Annotated in this window: 15 protein-coding genes and 1 pseudogene; 10 read left to right on the forward strand and 6 right to left on the reverse strand. The window is 68.2% G+C overall.

Going from position 1 to position 15,075, the window contains the following annotated elements; genetic code table 11:
• Positions 1-34 precede the first annotated feature (34 nt).
• Positions 35-994, forward strand: a complete 960-nt coding sequence (locus EXE63_RS31920) for a sigma-70 family RNA polymerase sigma factor (protein ID WP_057168796.1) — start codon at positions 35-37, stop codon at positions 992-994.
• A gap of 135 nt (positions 995-1,129) precedes the next feature.
• On the forward strand, positions 1,130-1,834 hold the full coding sequence (locus tag EXE63_RS31925) for an iron-dependent transcriptional repressor DtxR (protein ID WP_168145279.1): 705 nt from the start codon (positions 1,130-1,132) through the stop codon (positions 1,832-1,834).
• 13 nt (positions 1,835-1,847) lie between these two features.
• Here EXE63_RS31925 and EXE63_RS31930 read toward each other — a convergent pair whose 3' ends face one another.
• The 3 genes from EXE63_RS31930 to EXE63_RS31940 all read right to left on the reverse strand — a co-directional run bounded on the left by EXE63_RS31930 (position 1,848) and on the right by EXE63_RS31940 (position 5,327).
• Positions 1,848-2,888 carry a DUF4192 domain-containing protein gene (locus tag EXE63_RS31930; protein WP_168145280.1) on the reverse strand — a complete coding sequence of 347 codons (1,041 nt, stop codon included), beginning with the start codon at positions 2,886-2,888 and terminating at the stop codon, positions 1,848-1,850.
• Positions 2,889-2,985: 97 nt separating this feature from the next.
• Entirely contained in the window at positions 2,986-3,987 is a 1,002-nt protein-coding gene (locus tag EXE63_RS31935) for a CNNM domain-containing protein (protein WP_168145281.1), read from the reverse strand.
• Positions 3,984-5,327 (reverse strand): hemolysin family protein, encoded by a 1,344-nt coding sequence (locus EXE63_RS31940; RefSeq protein ID WP_168145282.1) that lies wholly within the window; start codon positions 5,325-5,327, stop codon positions 3,984-3,986. The genes EXE63_RS31935 and EXE63_RS31940 overlap by 4 nt, the downstream gene beginning before the upstream one ends.
• A 174-nt stretch (positions 5,328-5,501) precedes the next feature.
• On the opposite strand from EXE63_RS31940, the gene sthA reads away from it, so the two are divergent.
• The 4 genes and pseudogenes from sthA (at position 5,502) to EXE63_RS31960 (ending at position 9,759) form a co-directional block, all read left to right on the forward strand.
• The gene (gene sthA / locus EXE63_RS31945) at positions 5,502-6,908 is read left to right on the forward strand and encodes a Si-specific NAD(P)(+) transhydrogenase (RefSeq protein WP_168145892.1); all 1,407 of its coding nucleotides are present in this window, start codon (positions 5,502-5,504) and stop codon (positions 6,906-6,908) included.
• 101 nt (positions 6,909-7,009) lie between these two features.
• A pseudogene (locus EXE63_RS31950) lies at positions 7,010-7,988 on the forward strand (proteasome assembly chaperone family protein).
• A gap of 36 nt (positions 7,989-8,024) precedes the next feature.
• Positions 8,025-9,047 carry an alpha/beta fold hydrolase gene (locus tag EXE63_RS31955; RefSeq protein ID WP_168145283.1) on the forward strand — a complete coding sequence of 341 codons (1,023 nt, stop codon included), beginning with the start codon at positions 8,025-8,027 and terminating at the stop codon, positions 9,045-9,047.
• A gap of 13 nt (positions 9,048-9,060) precedes the next feature.
• The gene (locus EXE63_RS31960) at positions 9,061-9,759 is read left to right on the forward strand and encodes a PhzF family protein (RefSeq protein ID WP_168145284.1); all 699 of its coding nucleotides are present in this window, start codon (positions 9,061-9,063) and stop codon (positions 9,757-9,759) included.
• Between the two features lies 1 nt (position 9,760).
• Here the strand turns inward: EXE63_RS31960 and nrdR are convergent, their stop codons facing one another.
• Both nrdR and EXE63_RS31970 read right to left on the reverse strand, forming a co-directional pair.
• Positions 9,761-10,222 (reverse strand): transcriptional regulator NrdR, encoded by a 462-nt coding sequence (gene nrdR, locus EXE63_RS31965; protein ID WP_105361640.1) that lies wholly within the window; start codon positions 10,220-10,222, stop codon positions 9,761-9,763.
• Positions 10,223-10,296: 74 nt separating this feature from the next.
• Positions 10,297-10,794, reverse strand: coding sequence for a LysM peptidoglycan-binding domain-containing protein (locus EXE63_RS31970; protein ID WP_168145285.1), 498 nt, complete (start codon positions 10,792-10,794; stop codon positions 10,297-10,299).
• Between the two features lie 174 nt (positions 10,795-10,968).
• Here EXE63_RS31970 and EXE63_RS31975 point away from each other — a divergent pair, with 174 nt between their 5' ends.
• From EXE63_RS31975 to lexA, 4 genes are read left to right on the forward strand one after another with little or no spacing between them, the layout of a single operon-like run.
• A complete protein-coding gene (locus EXE63_RS31975; RefSeq protein ID WP_168145286.1) occupies positions 10,969-11,400 on the forward strand; it encodes a MarR family winged helix-turn-helix transcriptional regulator in 432 nt (143 codons plus the stop codon).
• 19 nt (positions 11,401-11,419) lie between these two features.
• Positions 11,420-11,842 (forward strand): organic hydroperoxide resistance protein, encoded by a 423-nt coding sequence (locus EXE63_RS31980; protein ID WP_168145287.1) that lies wholly within the window; start codon positions 11,420-11,422, stop codon positions 11,840-11,842.
• Complete coding sequence (locus tag EXE63_RS31985; RefSeq protein ID WP_168145288.1) at positions 11,835-12,281, forward strand: DoxX family protein; 447 nt, start codon at positions 11,835-11,837, stop codon at positions 12,279-12,281. The genes EXE63_RS31980 and EXE63_RS31985 overlap by 8 nt, the downstream gene beginning before the upstream one ends.
• 32 nt (positions 12,282-12,313) lie before the next feature.
• Positions 12,314-12,988, forward strand: a complete 675-nt coding sequence (gene lexA / locus EXE63_RS31990) for a transcriptional repressor LexA (RefSeq protein ID WP_168145289.1) — start codon at positions 12,314-12,316, stop codon at positions 12,986-12,988.
• A gap of 6 nt (positions 12,989-12,994) precedes the next feature.
• On the opposite strand, the gene EXE63_RS31995 is transcribed toward lexA, so the two are convergent.
• Entirely contained in the window at positions 12,995-15,019 is a 2,025-nt protein-coding gene (locus EXE63_RS31995; RefSeq protein ID WP_168145290.1) for a sunset domain-containing protein, read from the reverse strand.
• Positions 15,020-15,075: the final 56 nt, after the last annotated feature.

Raw genomic sequence — 15,075 nt, forward strand, 5'->3', positions numbered from 1 at the left:
CGTCATGACAGTTCAACCGAGCAGGAGGCCGTAAATGGCGATCGCCACCGCAAGCCGCTTCGATTCCGATCTGGACGCCCAGAGCCCAGCTGCCGACCTTGTCCGGGTGTACCTCAACGGCATCGGTAAGACCGCGCTGCTGACCGCCGCCGACGAAGTCGAGCTCGCCAAGCGCATCGAAGCCGGCCTGTTCGCCCAGCATGTGCTGAACACCAAGAAGCGTCTCGGTGACGCCCGCAAGCGCGACCTGGCCGCCGTCGTACGTGATGGTGACGCGGCCCGTCGGCACCTGTTGGAGGCCAACCTGCGCCTCGTGGTGTCGCTGGCCAAGCGCTACACCGGCCGCGGTATGCCGCTGCTGGACCTGATCCAGGAGGGCAACCTCGGACTGATCCGCGCCATGGAGAAGTTCGACTACGCCAAGGGATTCAAGTTCTCGACCTACGCCACCTGGTGGATCCGGCAGGCCATCACTCGCGGTATGGCCGATCAGAGCCGCACCATCCGGCTGCCCGTCCACCTCGTCGAGCAGGTCAACAAGCTGGCCAGGATCAAGCGCGAGATGCACCAGAACCTCGGCCGCGAGGCCACCGACGAGGAGCTGGCCGAGGAGTCGGGCATCCCGGCCGAGAAGATCGCCGATCTGCTGGAGCACAGCCGCGACCCGGTGAGCCTCGACATGCCGGTCGGCAGCGATGAGGAAGCCCCGCTGGGTGACTTCATCGAGGACGAGAACGCCATGTCCGCCGAGAACGCGGTCATCTCCGAGCTGCTGCACACCGATATCCGGTATGTGCTGGCCACCCTCGACGAGCGTGAGCAGCAGGTGATCCGGTTGCGCTTCGGCCTCGACGACGGGCAGCCCCGCACCCTGGACCAGATCGGCAAGCTGTTCGGTCTGTCCCGGGAACGGGTCCGCCAGATCGAGCGCGAAGTGATGTCCAAGCTGCGCAACGGGGACCGTGCCGAGCGGCTGCGTTCCTACGCCAGCTGACCGCAGACCCGCACCACAGTGATGCCCGCCGCGACCCGCGGCGGGCATCACAGCGTCGCAGGGGATGTTGCACCCCTGTTCAGGCAGCCGGACGGCTAGACTGGGAATCTGACGGCAGGGCCTGGAAGGTAGGGCATGAACGATCTCATCGATACCACCGAGATGTACCTGCGGACCATCTACGACCTCGAAGAAGAGGGAGTGGTTCCGCTGCGTGCTCGGATCGCCGAACGGCTCGAGCAGAGCGGTCCGACGGTCAGCCAGACCGTGTCCCGGATGGAGCGCGACGGACTGCTGCACGTGGCCGGCGATCGCCACCTCGAACTCACCGAAAAGGGCCGCTATCTCGCGGTCTCCGTGATGCGCAAGCACCGTCTCGCCGAGCGGCTGCTGGTGGACGTGATCGGCCTGCCCTGGGAGGAAGTCCACGCCGAGGCCTGCCGCTGGGAGCACGTCATGAGCGAAGACGTGGAGCGCCGGCTGGTCCAGGTGCTCGACAACCCGACCACCTCGCCGTTCGGTAACCCCATCCCGGGGCTGTCCGAGCTCGGCTTCGGCGGCACCGGCAACGGCGAGGACGCCAGCCTGGTCCGCCTCACCGAACTGCCGGCCGGTTCACCGGTCGCGGTGGTGGTTCGCCAACTCACCGAGCACGTGCAGGGCGACGTCGAGCTGATCGGCCGCCTGAAGGAGGCCGGTGTGGTCCCCAACGCACGCGTCACCGTCCAGGTCACCGACGATCCCAGCGAGCACGGCGGTGTGCTGATCCTGATCCCCGGGCACCAGGAAGTCGAGCTGCCCCATCACATGGCGCACGCCGTGAAGGTCGAAAAGGTCTGAGCGAGGCCGGTGTTCAGCCGGCTCGCTGACCGAACGCGAGCCGCGGCGGCAGCCGCACACCGAGCTTGCCGGCGGTGCGGTAGCCGGACAACGCCATCCCACGGATCTGTTCCGGGCGCATGCCCGACTGCAGCGCGCTGTCGAGCATGGCCGCCATCCGGTGCGCCGGATCGATGCGCACGGCCTCCTCCAGGGCGATACCGGCCAGCGGACCGTCGCCGCGCGCATAGGCCGAGAAGGCCAGCAGCGACAACGCGTCGGGGCGCCGGCCCTGCGGCAGTACCCGCGCCATCAGCGCCCACAACGACTCGGCCGCAGCGGCACAATCGCCCACCGCCAAGGCGTACAGGGTGTCGCGGACCTGCGGATCGGCCAGCGCACAGACCACCGTCACCAGCTCCGCATCGGCCGGTTCGATCCCGTCGGCGAGGCGGGCCGCGGCGGCCATCGCCGCATGCACGGCCTCCCGCGCGGTCCTGGTCGTCAGCCGGATCGCCCCGTGGTTGGCGATGGCCTCGGCGAGGCGCGCACAGCGATCGGTGTCGGTGACCGCGATGACCTGCTGCAGGTCGGCGCGGCGCCTGTAGAGCCGGCGGCCGTCCAGCACCGCGGCCGCCGCCAGCGGTGAGGCCCCGGGGTCGTCGACCTCACCGTGAGCGCCGCATCCGTCGGCGCAGAACCACCGCCCGCCCGCGGCCACCCGGTCGACCACCAGCACCGCGAGCAGCTCGACCCCTTCGGCCGCCAACGACCGCGACAGCGAGTCGGCCAGCACCTCGTGATCGGTGCCGCAGGCCTCGCAGTCGGCGCCGAACTCGTCGATGACCACCGCGATCGCCTGATCGGGGGCCGCCGCACCGATCACCTCGGCCAGCTGGCCGGTGTTCTCGGCCAGACCGGGTGACAGGTCGACCCGCATCACACAGCCCAGTTCGGCATCATCGACGGTCACCACCGCCAGCGAGTGCTCGGGGACGAAGCCCAACACGGCGGGCAGTGCGGCGATCAGCGAGGCGGGTCGACCGATGTCGAAACCGCGAGATTGTGTTGTCATGCGCTCCACGGTGACGGGCGGCGCCCACCGGAAACCGGGCCAGCACCCTCGCGTGGCGGCCGGCTGTGCACGAATCCGTAATTGTGGAGGAAGCCGGTCAGCTCGCCGAGTCCGCGGTCGGCAGCAGCCTTTCCAGGACATCGGCCAGCGTGATGAGTCCACGGACCCGGCCGTCGTCGACGACCACCACGAGATGACTGCGGGTCTCCCGCATGGTGCGCAGCGCGGCATACACCGGGGTGTCGGCCGCCAGTTTCAGCGCCGGCCGCATGAGGTCGGCGGCGGTGATCGTGCTCGGCGCATTCACCGTGTCGCGCACGTGCACCACACCGTCGCCCTCCACCAGCAGCCGCAGATGGCCGGTGGCCCGTGACCGGGTCTGGATCTGGGCGGGTGTGGCATCGAGGGCCACGCCGCTGGGTGCGGCGCCGTCGCGGACCATGTCACCGATCGTCAGCGCCTGCAGCTCCAGCGCGCTCAGCAGGTGACCGTGATAGCGCTCGTCGAGGGTGCCGACGGTCGCCGAGTGCTCGACCAGGTGCCGCAGGGCATCCGGATCCTGGCCGGTGGCGACCTGATCGACCGGGTCGACGCCCACCTTCTTCAGGCACCAGTTGGCCAGTTGGTTCAGTGCGCCGATCAGTGGACGCGTCACCCACATGAAGGCCCGCATCGGGAGTGCCAGCAGGGTCGCCGACCGCTCGGGATGGGCGATCGCCCAGGATTTCGGTGCCATCTCACCGACCACGAGGTGCAGGAAGGTGACGATGATCAGCGCGAGCACGAAACCGCCCACGTCGGCCAGCCAGGCCGGTGCGCCCCAGCCCGCGATCGCGGGTGTGAGCCAATGGTGCACAGCGGGTTTGGTGATGGCACCGAGGGCCAGGGTGCAGACGGTGATGCCGAGCTGGGACCCGGCCAGCAACACCGAGAGCTCCGAGGCCGAACGCAGCGCCGCGCGTGCCGAGCGGCTGCGCGGGGCGGCGTCTTCGAGGCGATGCCGCCGCGCCGCGATCAGTGCGAACTCCACCGCGACGAAGAAGGCGCTCGACGCGATCAGCAGCGCGGTGACGAGCGCGACCACCCATGGGTTGCTCATCGCACCTCCACCAGAACACTTGCCGGAACGTGCTTGTCGACGCCCCGCACGGTCGCGTGCAGTTGCCGCGCGACGGGCGGGTCCTCGGCGATCAGTTCGGCCGGTTCCACGCCGAGATCGACGGTGATGCTGTCGCCGACGGCGGGCAGACCGCCGAACTCGGCGATGATCAGACCGGCGAGCGTCTCGTAGTCACCCTCGGGAAGATCGTGACCGACGGCGCGGCTGACCTCGTCGAGCGCGACGTCACCGCGCACCAGCCAGCCCTCGGGGGTCGCGACGATATCGTCGTCGGCGCCCGCACCGTCGTGCTCGTCGTCGATCTCGCCGACGAGTTCCTCGGCCAGATCCTCCATGGTGAGCACCCCGGCGAAACCGCCGTATTCATCGATCACCAAAGCCATTTCGTCGCGCGCCGCGTTGAGGGTGCGCAACGCCGAGGGCAGCGGCAGCGTGGTCGGCAGGATGACCGCCTGCCGGCTCATCGAGGCCGCGGTGGCACCCGGATCGACGGCACCGAGCAGGTCGTGCAGATGCACGACGCCGATCAGGTCATCCGCGGATCCGCCCACCACCGGATAGCGGGTGTGGCCGGTGGCCATCTTGTCCAGGACTGCGTGCACCGGCTCGTCGGCGAGCACCACGTCGACCCGGGCCCGCGGGATCATCGCGTGTTCGGCACTGCGGGTGGGGAAATCGAGGATGCGGTCCAGCAGCGTGGACAGGTCCTCGGGCAGTTCGCCGGTCTCCCGGGAGTCGGCCACGATGTGCTCCAGATCGCGCGGGGTGGCCGAATGCTCGACATCGTGCACCGGTTCGATGCGCAGCGCCCGCAACAGCAGATTCGACGAGGCATCGAAAAGCTTGATGAGCCAACCGAACACCGCGAGATAGACGGTGGTGGACAGGGCCAGCTTGTCGGCGACGGCCTCGGGCCGGGCGATGGCGAGGTTCTTCGGGAAGAGCTCACCGAACACCATCTGCACCACCGTGGAGAACAGCACCGCCAGCACGGTGCCGATCGCGACACCGACCGCGATGGGCACGCCCACATCGCCGAGCAGCTCGCCCAGCCCCGCACCGATGAGCGGTTCGGCGACATAGCCGACCAGCAGGCCGGTCACGGTGATGCCGAGCTGGGCGCCGGAAAGCATGAACGAAGTGCGCCGTGTCACCTTCAGCGCGCGCGCCGCCGCAGCATCCCCGGCCTGTGCCCGTGCCTTCAGCCGCGACCGGTCCACGGCCATGAAGGCGAATTCCTGAGCCACGAAGTAGCCGGTCAGCGCGGTGATCGCCAACACGACCGCGATGCCGGCCAAGATTCCCAGTGCGGTCAGCATGGCGTGTCGGGGCGCGGTCTTCGGCGTTTGCGCTTCGCGCGTCTCATACCCGTACCTACGAACGGCGCCGCGGCGGAGTTCCCGAGCCGACTGTGCCGAATTTGTTCACAAGCAATTAGCCGTGCAGACATCGGGATCGGCCATTACCGGCGTAGGACTTCAGCCATGGGTTCCATGCAGGAGTACGACCTGGTCGTCATCGGTTCCGGCCCCGGGGGCCAGAAGGCCGCGATCGCGGCCGCCAAGCTGGGCAAGACGGTGGCGGTGATCGAACGCGGGCTCATGCTCGGCGGCGTCTGCGTCAACACCGGCACCATCCCCAGCAAGACCCTGCGCGAGGCGGTCGTCTACCTCACCGGGATGAACCAGCGCGAACTGTACGGCGCCAGTTACCGGGTCAAGGAGAACATCACCCCCGCCGATCTGCTGGCCCGCACCCAGCATGTCATCGGCAAGGAGATCGACGTGGTGCGCTCGCAGCTGATGCGCAACCGCATCGAGCTCTACGTCGGGCACGCCCGCTTCCTGGATGCGCACACCGTGCACGTCGACGATCCCAACCGGGCCGAGCGGGTCACGGTCAGCGGCCGCAAGATCGTGATCGCCACCGGCACCAAACCGGCCCGCCCGGCCGGCGTCGACTTCGACGAGCACCGGGTGCTGGATTCCGACGGCATCCTCGACCTCAAGTCCATCCCGACCTCCATGGTGGTGGTCGGCGCCGGCGTCATCGGCATCGAGTACGCCTCGATGTTCGCCGCGCTGGGCACCAAGGTCACGGTCGTCGAGAAGCGCCCCAACATGCTGGAGTTCTGCGATCCGGAGATCATCGAGGCCCTCAAGTTCCACCTGCGCGATCACGCCGTCACCTTCCGATTCGGCGAGGAGGTGACCGCCGTCGACGTCGGCGCCTCCGGCACCGTGACGACGCTGGCCAGCGGCAAGCAGATCCCCGCGGAGACGGTGATGTATTCGGCGGGCAGGCAGGGCCAGACCGATCACCTGGATCTGCCGAGCGCGGGCCTGGAGGCCGACAACCGCGGGCGGATCTTCGTCGACGACAACTATCAGACCAAGGTCGACCACATCTACGCCGTCGGCGATGTCATCGGATTCCCGGCGCTGGCCGCGACCTCGATGGAGCAGGGGCGGCTGGCGGCCTATCACGCGTTCGGTGAGCCGACCCACTCGATCACCGAGATCCAGCCGATCGGGATCTATTCGATCCCCGAGGTCTCCTACGTCGGGGCCACCGAGGTCGATCTGACCAAGGAATCGGTGCCCTACGAAGTCGGGGTGTCCCGGTACCGCGAGCTGGCCCGCGGGCAGATCGCCGGCGACTCCCACGGCATGCTCAAGCTGCTGGTCTCCACCGAGGATCTGCGTCTGCTGGGTGTGCACATCTTCGGCACGAACGCCACCGAGATGGTGCACATCGGCCAGGCGGTCATGGGGTGCGGCGGGACCGTCGAATACCTGGTGGACGCGGTGTTCAACTATCCGACGTTCTCCGAGGCCTACAAGGTCGCCGCACTCGATGTGATGAACAAACTGCGGGCGCTCAGCCAGTTCCGGCGCTGACGGGACTTCCCGCCGCCTCCCCCGTGTTGGCACAGATGTCCGGGGTCGCACACAACGACCGCGGCAAAGTGCGAGACACTAGTGAACAGGAGGTGAACCACATGGCCGAAAACCAGGAACAGCACTACCAGCCCGACCAGAACGGTATGTACGAGCTGGAGTTTCCTGCCCCCAACTGTCCACCACGGATGGACGGGGCCCGTGATGATCCACGCGCTGGAGGGGTTCTCCGATGCCGGTCACGCCATCAAGCTGGCGGCGCAGCACCTGAAGGACACCCTCGACACCGAACTGGTCGCGTCGTTCGCCATCGATGAGCTGCTGGACTACCGGTCGCGGCGGCCGATGATGACGTTCAAAACCGATCACTTCAGCAGCTACGACCAGCCCGAGCTGAACCTGTACGCGCTGCACGACAGCGTCGGCACGCCATTCCTGCTGCTGGCAGGCATGGAGCCCGACCTGCGCTGGGAGCGTTTCGTCACGGCTGTACGGCTGCTGGCCGAGCGCCTCGGCGTGCGTCAGACGATCGGGCTGGGCACCATCCCGATGGCGGTCCCGCACACCCGGCCGGTCACCCTGACCGCGCACTCCGCGAACACCGAACTGATTGCCGAGTACACCCCGTGGGTGGGCGAGGTCCAGGTACCCGCGAGTGTGTCCAGCCTGCTGGAGTTCCGGATGAGCCAGCACGGCCACGACGCGGTCGGTTTCACCGTGCACGTACCGCACTACCTGGCCCAGACCGCGTACCCGCCGGCCGCCGAGAGCCTGCTCATCGAGGCAGCCAGGGCGGGCGCGCTGCAGATCCCGCTGAATGCGCTGGGTGAGGCGGCCGCCGAGGTGCACACCAAGATCAACGAGCAGGTCGAGGCAAGCGCCGAAGTCGCTCAGGTGGTGGCACAGCTGGAGCGTCAGTACGATGCGTTCGTTGCCGCTCAGGAAAATCGCTCGTTGCTGGCACGTGACGAGGAACTTCCCAGCGGCGACGAACTGGGTGCGGAGTTCGAACGTTTCCTCGCCCAGCAGGCGGACGGCAAGTTCGGCGAGGGCTTCCCCGACGGCGACGAGACCACCTGACCGAGCGCCGCGACCGGATTGCGAGGAGTGACCGATATGACCGATCGCAAACCGAACCTGCGCAGCGTGCGGGAAATCTCCCCCACCTTGCAGTTCCGCACCATTCACGGCTACCGGCGTGCGTTCCGGGTCGCCGGCTCGGGCCCGGCGATCCTGTTGATCCACGGAATCGGTGACAACTCGACAACCTGGCACACCGTGCAGTCGATGCTCGCCCGGCGGTTCACCGTGATCGCCCCGGATCTGCTGGGCCATGGCCAGTCCGACAAGCCGCGCGCCGACTACTCGGTGGCCGCCTACGCCAACGGCATGCGCGATCTGCTCAGCGTGCTGGACATCGACCGGGTGACGGTTGTCGGCCACTCGCTCGGCGGCGGCGTGGCCATGCAGTTCGCCTACCAGTTCCCTCAGCTGGTGGACCGGCTCGTCCTGGTCGGAGCGGGCGGTGTCAGCAAGGACGTCAATGTGGCGTTGCGCGTCGCGGCGCTGCCGATGGCCACCGAGGCGCTGGCACTGTTGCGGCTGCCCTTGGTGCTGCCGGCCCTGCAGGCCATCGGACGCGTCGGTGGGGCCATGCTCGGTTCCACCGGGCTGGGCCGCGATCTTCCCGATGCGCTGCGCGTACTCGCCGATCTTCCCGAACCGACCGCGTCTGCGGCGTTCGCCCGCACGCTGCGGGCGGTGGTCGACTGGCGCGGCCAGGTGGTCACCATGTTGGACCGCTGTTATTTGACCGAATCCGTTCCCGTGCAACTGGTCTGGGGATCCCACGATTCGGTGATCCCGGTCAGCCATGCCCGGCTCGCGCACGCCGCGATGCCGGGTTCGGCACTCGAGATCTTCGAGGGCTCCGGGCATTTCCCGTTCCACGACGATGCCCATCGATTCGTCGATGTGGTGCAACGCTTCGTCGACACCACGATTCCCGCCGAGTACGACCACGAGATGCTGCGCGGACTGTTGCGCGCCGGCCTCAGCGAACGCGCCATCACCGGCTCGCCGGGCACCAGGGTCGCCGTGCTCGATGCGATGGGGGCCGACGAGCGCAGCGCCACCTGACTACCATCGGGGTATGGCCGTCGATGTGACCGTTCTGCGGGTGTTCACCGATTCACGAGGCGAGTTCGGCAACCCGCTCGGGGTGATCGATGCCGCGACCGTGGATCCGGCCGACCGGCAGCGCGTCGCCGCCGAACTGGGCTACAGCGAGACCGTCTTCGTCGATATCCCGGAGCCCGGTGCGGCGAGCGCGCACGTCCGCATCTACACGCCCGTCACCGAGATCCCCTTCGCGGGGCATCCGACGGTGGGCACGTCGTGGTGGCTCAAGCAGCGCGGCACGCCGGTCCGGACGATGCACGTCCCGGCCGGCCTGGTGCAGGTGGAGTATCTGTCCGAACCCGACGGCGAATGGACCGCGATCAGCGCGCGCTCGGACTGGGCGCCCGAACTGGTCATCTACGACCTGGCGTCGGTCGATGAGGTGCTCGCCGCGGACCCAGCCGAGTATCCCGACGATGCCGAGCACTACCTGTGGGCGTGGACCGACCGCGAGCGGGGAGCGCTGCGGTCGCGGACGTTCGCGCCGCAACTCGGGATCGCCGAGGACGAGGCCACCGGTTCGGCCGCGGTGCGGATGACCGACTATCTGAGCCGGGACCTGCTCATCACGCAGGGCAAGGGATCCGAGATCCGCACCTGGTGGGATCCGACGGGTTGGGTGAAGATCGCCGGCCGGGTCGTCGAGGACACCGGGGTGCGACTCGACTGATTCAGCCGGACGTGGAGACTCGGTGCGCGCGCAGCGCCTCGATCTCGCGCTCGAAATCGTCGGCCGAGGTGAACGACCGGTACACCGAGGCGAACCTCAGGTAGGCGACCTCGTCGAGATCGCGCAGCGGCCCGAGGATCGCCAAACCCACTTCGTTGCTGGGAATCTCGGGCGATCCGGCGGCACGCACCGCATCCTCGACCTGCTGGGCAAGAAGGTTGAGCGCGTCGTCATCGACCTGCCGGCCCTGGCATGCCCGGCGCACACCCTTGATGACTTTCTCTCTGCTGAACGGCTCGGTGACACCGCTGCGTTTGACGACCGCGAGCACCGCGGTCTCCACGGTGGTGAACCGTCGCCCGCATTCCGGGCAGGATCGGCGACGCCGGATGGCCTGGCCCTCATCGGTTTCCCTGGAGTCGACGACGCGCGAATCCGGGTGACGACAGAACGGACAGTGCATCACCGCTCCTTTGCCGCACCGCAGGTGGACGAGTTCGAATGTCTTCGAGCCTACCTGGGTGAGGCGAGGCGGCATCAACCGATCGGTGCGATGAGGGTCTGCCCGGCCTGCACCGTGCCGGTTTCGAGCTTGTTGAGCTCGCGGATGCGCTCGACCACCGGGGCCGTGGGCACATCGGGCGCCACCCGGTGTGCGATGTGTTGCAGCGTTTCACCGTCCTGCACGTAGATCACCGACAGCCGGGTGGGCATCTGCACGGGCTCCTCGATGGGGCCGCCCAACTGCGCAACCAGCCCGAGCCACAACGTGATCCCGCCGGCCAGCAGCGCCAGCAGCACCGTGGCGCCCGGGGTGATAGGGCGACGCCGGTGCGAGGCGCGCGACATCAGCACGCCGGTGCCGCGGTGGCCCAGGGGCGTACCCGCCGGACGACGCGCCGGCTGCACGCGGCGGCGGCGCACCACGACATCGCGGGGCAACGGCCACACCTCGGCAGCCGTCGACGGCTGTGCTGCGGGGGCCTGGACATAGGCACCGTGCCGGGTGATCGGCCGAGTTTCGAGAATTGTCATCTGACTGCCTCTCCGAGTAGGTGGCGTTCGCTTCTGTGTTCGAATGCTAGTCGATCATGTGTTCGATGAATAGAACATGTGATCGAACTGTTGCGAAACGATAGACGAGGCCACCGACAAGCGATCCGAGCGATATCAATTGCGCACAATTTAATTGTGCAATAAGGTTGTCGGGTGCAGGCCGCCCGACTCGACGACCAGTTGTGCTTCGCGTTGTACTCCGCGTCGCGGGCCGTCACGGCGGCCTACCGGCCGCTGCTGGACGAACTCGGCATCACCTATCCGCAGTACCTCGTGCTGCTGGTGCTGTGGGAGGAAGAGCACTGTTCGGTCGGGCACGTGGGCCGGCGACTCCACCTCGATTCCGGAACGCTGTCACCGCTGCTGAAGCGGCTGGAGAACAGCGGACTGGTGGTCCGGCAGCGCGCCGCCGATGACGAACGCCGCGTCGAGGTGACCTTGACACCCGCCGGGCGAGCGCTGGAGGCGCGTGCCGCCTGCGTACCCGAACGCCTGCTGACGTCGGCGAACACGTCCGAGGGGGACATCGCGGCGCTACGCGACGTGCTGCGCGGACTGGTGGACCAACTGGATTCCCTGCAGTGACAACACGGAAGGATCGACCATGAAGACGCTCTACACCGCGGAGGCACTCGCCACCGGCGAGGGCCGCGACGGGCACGGACGCACATCGGACGGGAAGGTCGATGTCGCGCTGAGCATCCCGAAGGAAATGGGCGGCTCGGGCGCGGGCACAAACCCCGAGCAGTTGTTCGCCGTCGGATACGCCGCCTGCTTCCACTCTGCGCTGCGACTGGTCGCACGCCAGCAGAAGGCCGACGTCTCCGATTCCGCGGTCGGCGCCCGGGTGGTGCTCGGATCCGGCGACGACGGCGCCTTCGGCCTGGCGGTCGAACTCGAGATCACCCTGCCCGGCGTGGATCACGCGACGGCACAGCAGCTCGCCGAGGCCGCCCACCGGGTCTGCCCCTACTCCAACGCCACCCGCGGCAACATCGAGGTCACCCTGACTGTGGCCGATGAGTGAGCTTCCGGCCCCACCGCCGACCACCCGGGCACGCACCATTGCGCGGCTGGCTCTTGCGGGCGCCATGATCTTCGCCGGTTTCAGTCACCTGTTCTGGGCTCGCGAGGAATTCCAGGCCCAGGTCCCCAAGTGGGTGCCGATGGACCCCGACGGTGTGGTGATGGCCTCCGGCGGTGTCGAGATCACCCTCGGCGTCGGACTCGCCCTGCTGCGGCGCGACCGCGTGCTGGTCGGCCGGCTGCTCGCGGCGTTCTTCGTGCTGATCTTCCCCGGGAACATCGCACAATTCGTCAACCACGCCGACGGTTTCGGTCTCAACAGCGATACCAGCCGATTCATCCGACTGCTGTTCCAGCCCGTCCTGATCGCGTGGGCACTGTGGTCGACGGCGGTGCCGCGGGGCGCAGGCAGATCCGACACGCCTCGAACACATGTTTGATTATCTGCGCGACGGCGACTACATTCGGCGCCATGAGCGACAGCACCGAAACCCCTGAGGCACGCTCCAGCCTGACCGAGCGTCAGCGCACCATCCTGGAGGTCATCCGCACCTCCGTGACCAGTCGCGGCTACCCGCCCAGCATCCGCGAGATCGGCGATGCCGTCGGCCTGACCTCGACGTCGTCGGTGGCCCATCAGTTGCGCACCCTGGAACGCAAGGGCTACCTGCGCAGGGACCCGAACCGTCCACGCGCGGTGGATGTCCGCGGTTCCGACGAAATGGTGACCCCGGTCGTGGCCACCGATGTCGCCGGCTCGGACGCCCTGCCCGAACCCACCTTCGTCCCGGTTCTCGGCCGGATCGCCGCGGGCGGGCCGATCCTGGCGGAACAGGCTGTCGAGGAGGTCTTCCCGCTCCCCCGCGAGTTGGTCGGCGAGGGGTCACTGTTCCTGCTGAAGGTGGTCGGCGAGTCCATGATCGACGCCGCCATCTGCGATGGCGACTGGGTGGTCATCCGCCAGCAGAACGTCGCCGACAACGGTGACATCGTCGCGGCGATGATCGACGGTGAAGCCACCGTCAAGACCTTCAAGCGCACCCGGGGTCAGGTGTGGCTGATGCCGCACAACCCGGCGTTCGACCCCATCGACGGCAACGACGCGGTCGTGCTCGGCAAGGTCGTCACCGTGATCCGCAAGATCTGAGGACGCTCAGTCGGCCCGGACGAATCCGTTCGTCCGGGCGAAGTCCTCACTGGCGAACCAGATCTCGGCCTCGGTATCGCGATATCCCGGGCTACCCGGAGCCCAGTAGAGCCCGGTCTTGGTATCCGCCTTGATCGGATAGCCCTCCGGCGCGCGGTAGCGGTCACCGGTGGCAAGGCGCATCGAGGTCCAGCCGGCGTCCTCGGGTTCCTCGTCCTGGATCGCGGCGTGGCGGCCACTGGGGAAATCCGGCTCGTACTCGGGTACGACCATGGTCGGTGGATCGAACTGCTCCGCAGGCGTCTCTGGAAGAACTTCGATTCGCGTCGGCGCGGTGTCGACCGCATCCGGATCATGGTCGAAACTCAGCGGCTCCGCCTGCGGCACACCGAGTTCCTCGAGCTCATCGCCATCGGCGTCCTGATCGTCGGAGCCGTACTCATCGGAGCCGTACTCGCCGGGTTCCTCGTCGTACTCGTAGTCCTCGTCACCGGATTCGTCATCGGCGGCGTCGGTGCCGGTGCCGGTGGGGAGCGCCGACGCCCACGGGCTCTGCGGCGTGTAGACGGCCGGTTCGGGCCGGCTGGGATAGCCGGACTCGAAACGGTCCTCGTGCCCGCCGTCGTAGCCGCGCTCGTAGGGGTCGTCGCCGAACTCGTCATCCTCGCGGGGGCGCCGGTTACGCAGTACGGCGATGGCGACCAGCGCGATCACGCCCACCAGCGGGATCAGGCCCAGCAGCCACCACCACGAGAACCACGAGCTGCCGCCGTCGTCGGTGTCGGTGCCCGCGGGGGCATCCGCCGGTGCCTGCGGTGCGTCGGCGCCGGGCACCTCCAGGCCCACGAGCTGAGACTGCAGGCCGGCGGGCTCGGTGCTGAAGGTGTTGGTCGCCTTGTCCCACGAGATCGAGCCGCCGTTGAACTGCTGGCTGATGACGGTGCCGTTCTCGGTTTGATCGCCCTTCGGCGCGCCGAGTTCACCCGTCGCTCCACCGAGCTTCTCCCAGGCCGCGTTCATCGCACCGCGCACGATCACCGCACCGAAATCGGGCGTCCAGAAGATCACCGGCCTGTCCGCGGCGGCGAAGGTCGCCACCCGGCTCTGCGGTGTCAGGCCGCCGTCGGCCTCACTGGCGGTGGGGAACCCGAGGTCCCCGGTCGGTCCGCCGACACTCTCGTACTTGGCCAGCACCTGACCGGTGACCACATTGGCCCCGGTATCCGGGCGGTAGAAGATCTTGCCGCCGGTGTAGTTCTGCCCGACCCCATCGGCGCCGATCGCGTACTGCGCGCCCTCCTCGGCCCCCAGCGGGCCCAGCGCACCGCCGGCCGCCCGCCGGGCGGCGGCGATGGCCGATGTGGCGTCCGAGGGGACCTCGATGGCCCCGAGCTGACCTGCCAGCTCGGGCGGCACCGTGGTGAAGGCCTTGGTCTTGCGATCCCAGGAGATCTCACCGCCGGTGAACTTCTGCGTGACGGTGTCGCCGTTGGTGGTCTCGTCTTCGCTGGGCACTCCGAGCACCCCGGCCGAACCACCGAGGGCATCCCAGGCCTGGTTGATGGCCCCGCGGACGACCCGGGCACCGGTGTCCGGGGTCCAGAAGATGACCGGCTGGTCGGGCGCGCTGAACGTGGAGTTGCGGCTGTTGGCCGCGCGGCCCGGGCCCTCGTCGATCGTCGGGAAGCCCAGATCACTGTCGGCGGGGCCGCCCAGGGATTCGTACTTCTCCAGGATGGCGCCCGTGATGATGTGCGCACCGGTGTCGGGGGTGAAGAAGATCTTGCCCGACGCGAAGTTCTGCCCGAAGCCGTCTCCGGCCGGGTAGACCCCACCGTCCTTGGGACCCAGTGGGCCCCCGTCACCGCCGCCGGTCTCCCAGGCCGCGGTGATCGCCGCGTCGGCGTCACCTTCCGGTGTCGCCGCGACCGGTGGCGCCAGCAGCACCGTGCCCGCGATCAGTGCGGCACTCACCAGCCCTGTCGCCGCCAGGCTGACAAGCCTGCCCAGCCGGGTCCGCTGCCTGGTCATTCGGTCCTCCCCGAAGTAGCGCAAAACCACACGAAAGTATCGCGTTCGTCAACTTT

The organism is Mycolicibacterium frederiksbergense (assembly GCF_012223425.1).
GTDB lineage: Bacteria > Actinomycetota > Actinomycetes > Mycobacteriales > Mycobacteriaceae > Mycobacterium > Mycobacterium frederiksbergense.

Excerpts from the sequence above, each read along its gene's own strand:
- EXE63_RS31920 (WP_057168796.1), top strand. The coding sequence starts at position 35 with ATGGCGATCGCCACCGCAAGCCGCTTCGATTCCGATCTGGACGCCCAG.
- EXE63_RS31925 (WP_168145279.1), top strand. The coding sequence starts at position 1,130 with ATGAACGATCTCATCGATACCACCGAGATGTACCTGCGGACCATCTAC.
- EXE63_RS31930 (WP_168145280.1), bottom strand. The coding sequence starts at position 2,888 with ATGACAACACAATCTCGCGGTTTCGACATCGGTCGACCCGCCTCGCTG.
- EXE63_RS31935 (WP_168145281.1), bottom strand. The coding sequence starts at position 3,987 with ATGAGCAACCCATGGGTGGTCGCGCTCGTCACCGCGCTGCTGATCGCG.
- EXE63_RS31940 (WP_168145282.1), bottom strand. The coding sequence starts at position 5,327 with ATGCTGACCGCACTGGGAATCTTGGCCGGCATCGCGGTCGTGTTGGCG.
- sthA (WP_168145892.1), top strand. The coding sequence starts at position 5,502 with ATGCAGGAGTACGACCTGGTCGTCATCGGTTCCGGCCCCGGGGGCCAG.
- EXE63_RS31955 (WP_168145283.1), top strand. The coding sequence starts at position 8,025 with ATGACCGATCGCAAACCGAACCTGCGCAGCGTGCGGGAAATCTCCCCC.
- EXE63_RS31960 (WP_168145284.1), top strand. The coding sequence starts at position 9,061 with ATGGCCGTCGATGTGACCGTTCTGCGGGTGTTCACCGATTCACGAGGC.
- nrdR (WP_105361640.1), bottom strand. The coding sequence starts at position 10,222 with ATGCACTGTCCGTTCTGTCGTCACCCGGATTCGCGCGTCGTCGACTCC.
- EXE63_RS31970 (WP_168145285.1), bottom strand. The coding sequence starts at position 10,794 with ATGACAATTCTCGAAACTCGGCCGATCACCCGGCACGGTGCCTATGTC.
- EXE63_RS31980 (WP_168145287.1), top strand. The coding sequence starts at position 11,420 with ATGAAGACGCTCTACACCGCGGAGGCACTCGCCACCGGCGAGGGCCGC.
- EXE63_RS31985 (WP_168145288.1), top strand. The coding sequence starts at position 11,835 with ATGAGTGAGCTTCCGGCCCCACCGCCGACCACCCGGGCACGCACCATT.
- lexA (WP_168145289.1), top strand. The coding sequence starts at position 12,314 with ATGAGCGACAGCACCGAAACCCCTGAGGCACGCTCCAGCCTGACCGAG.
- EXE63_RS31995 (WP_168145290.1), bottom strand. The coding sequence starts at position 15,019 with ATGACCAGGCAGCGGACCCGGCTGGGCAGGCTTGTCAGCCTGGCGGCG.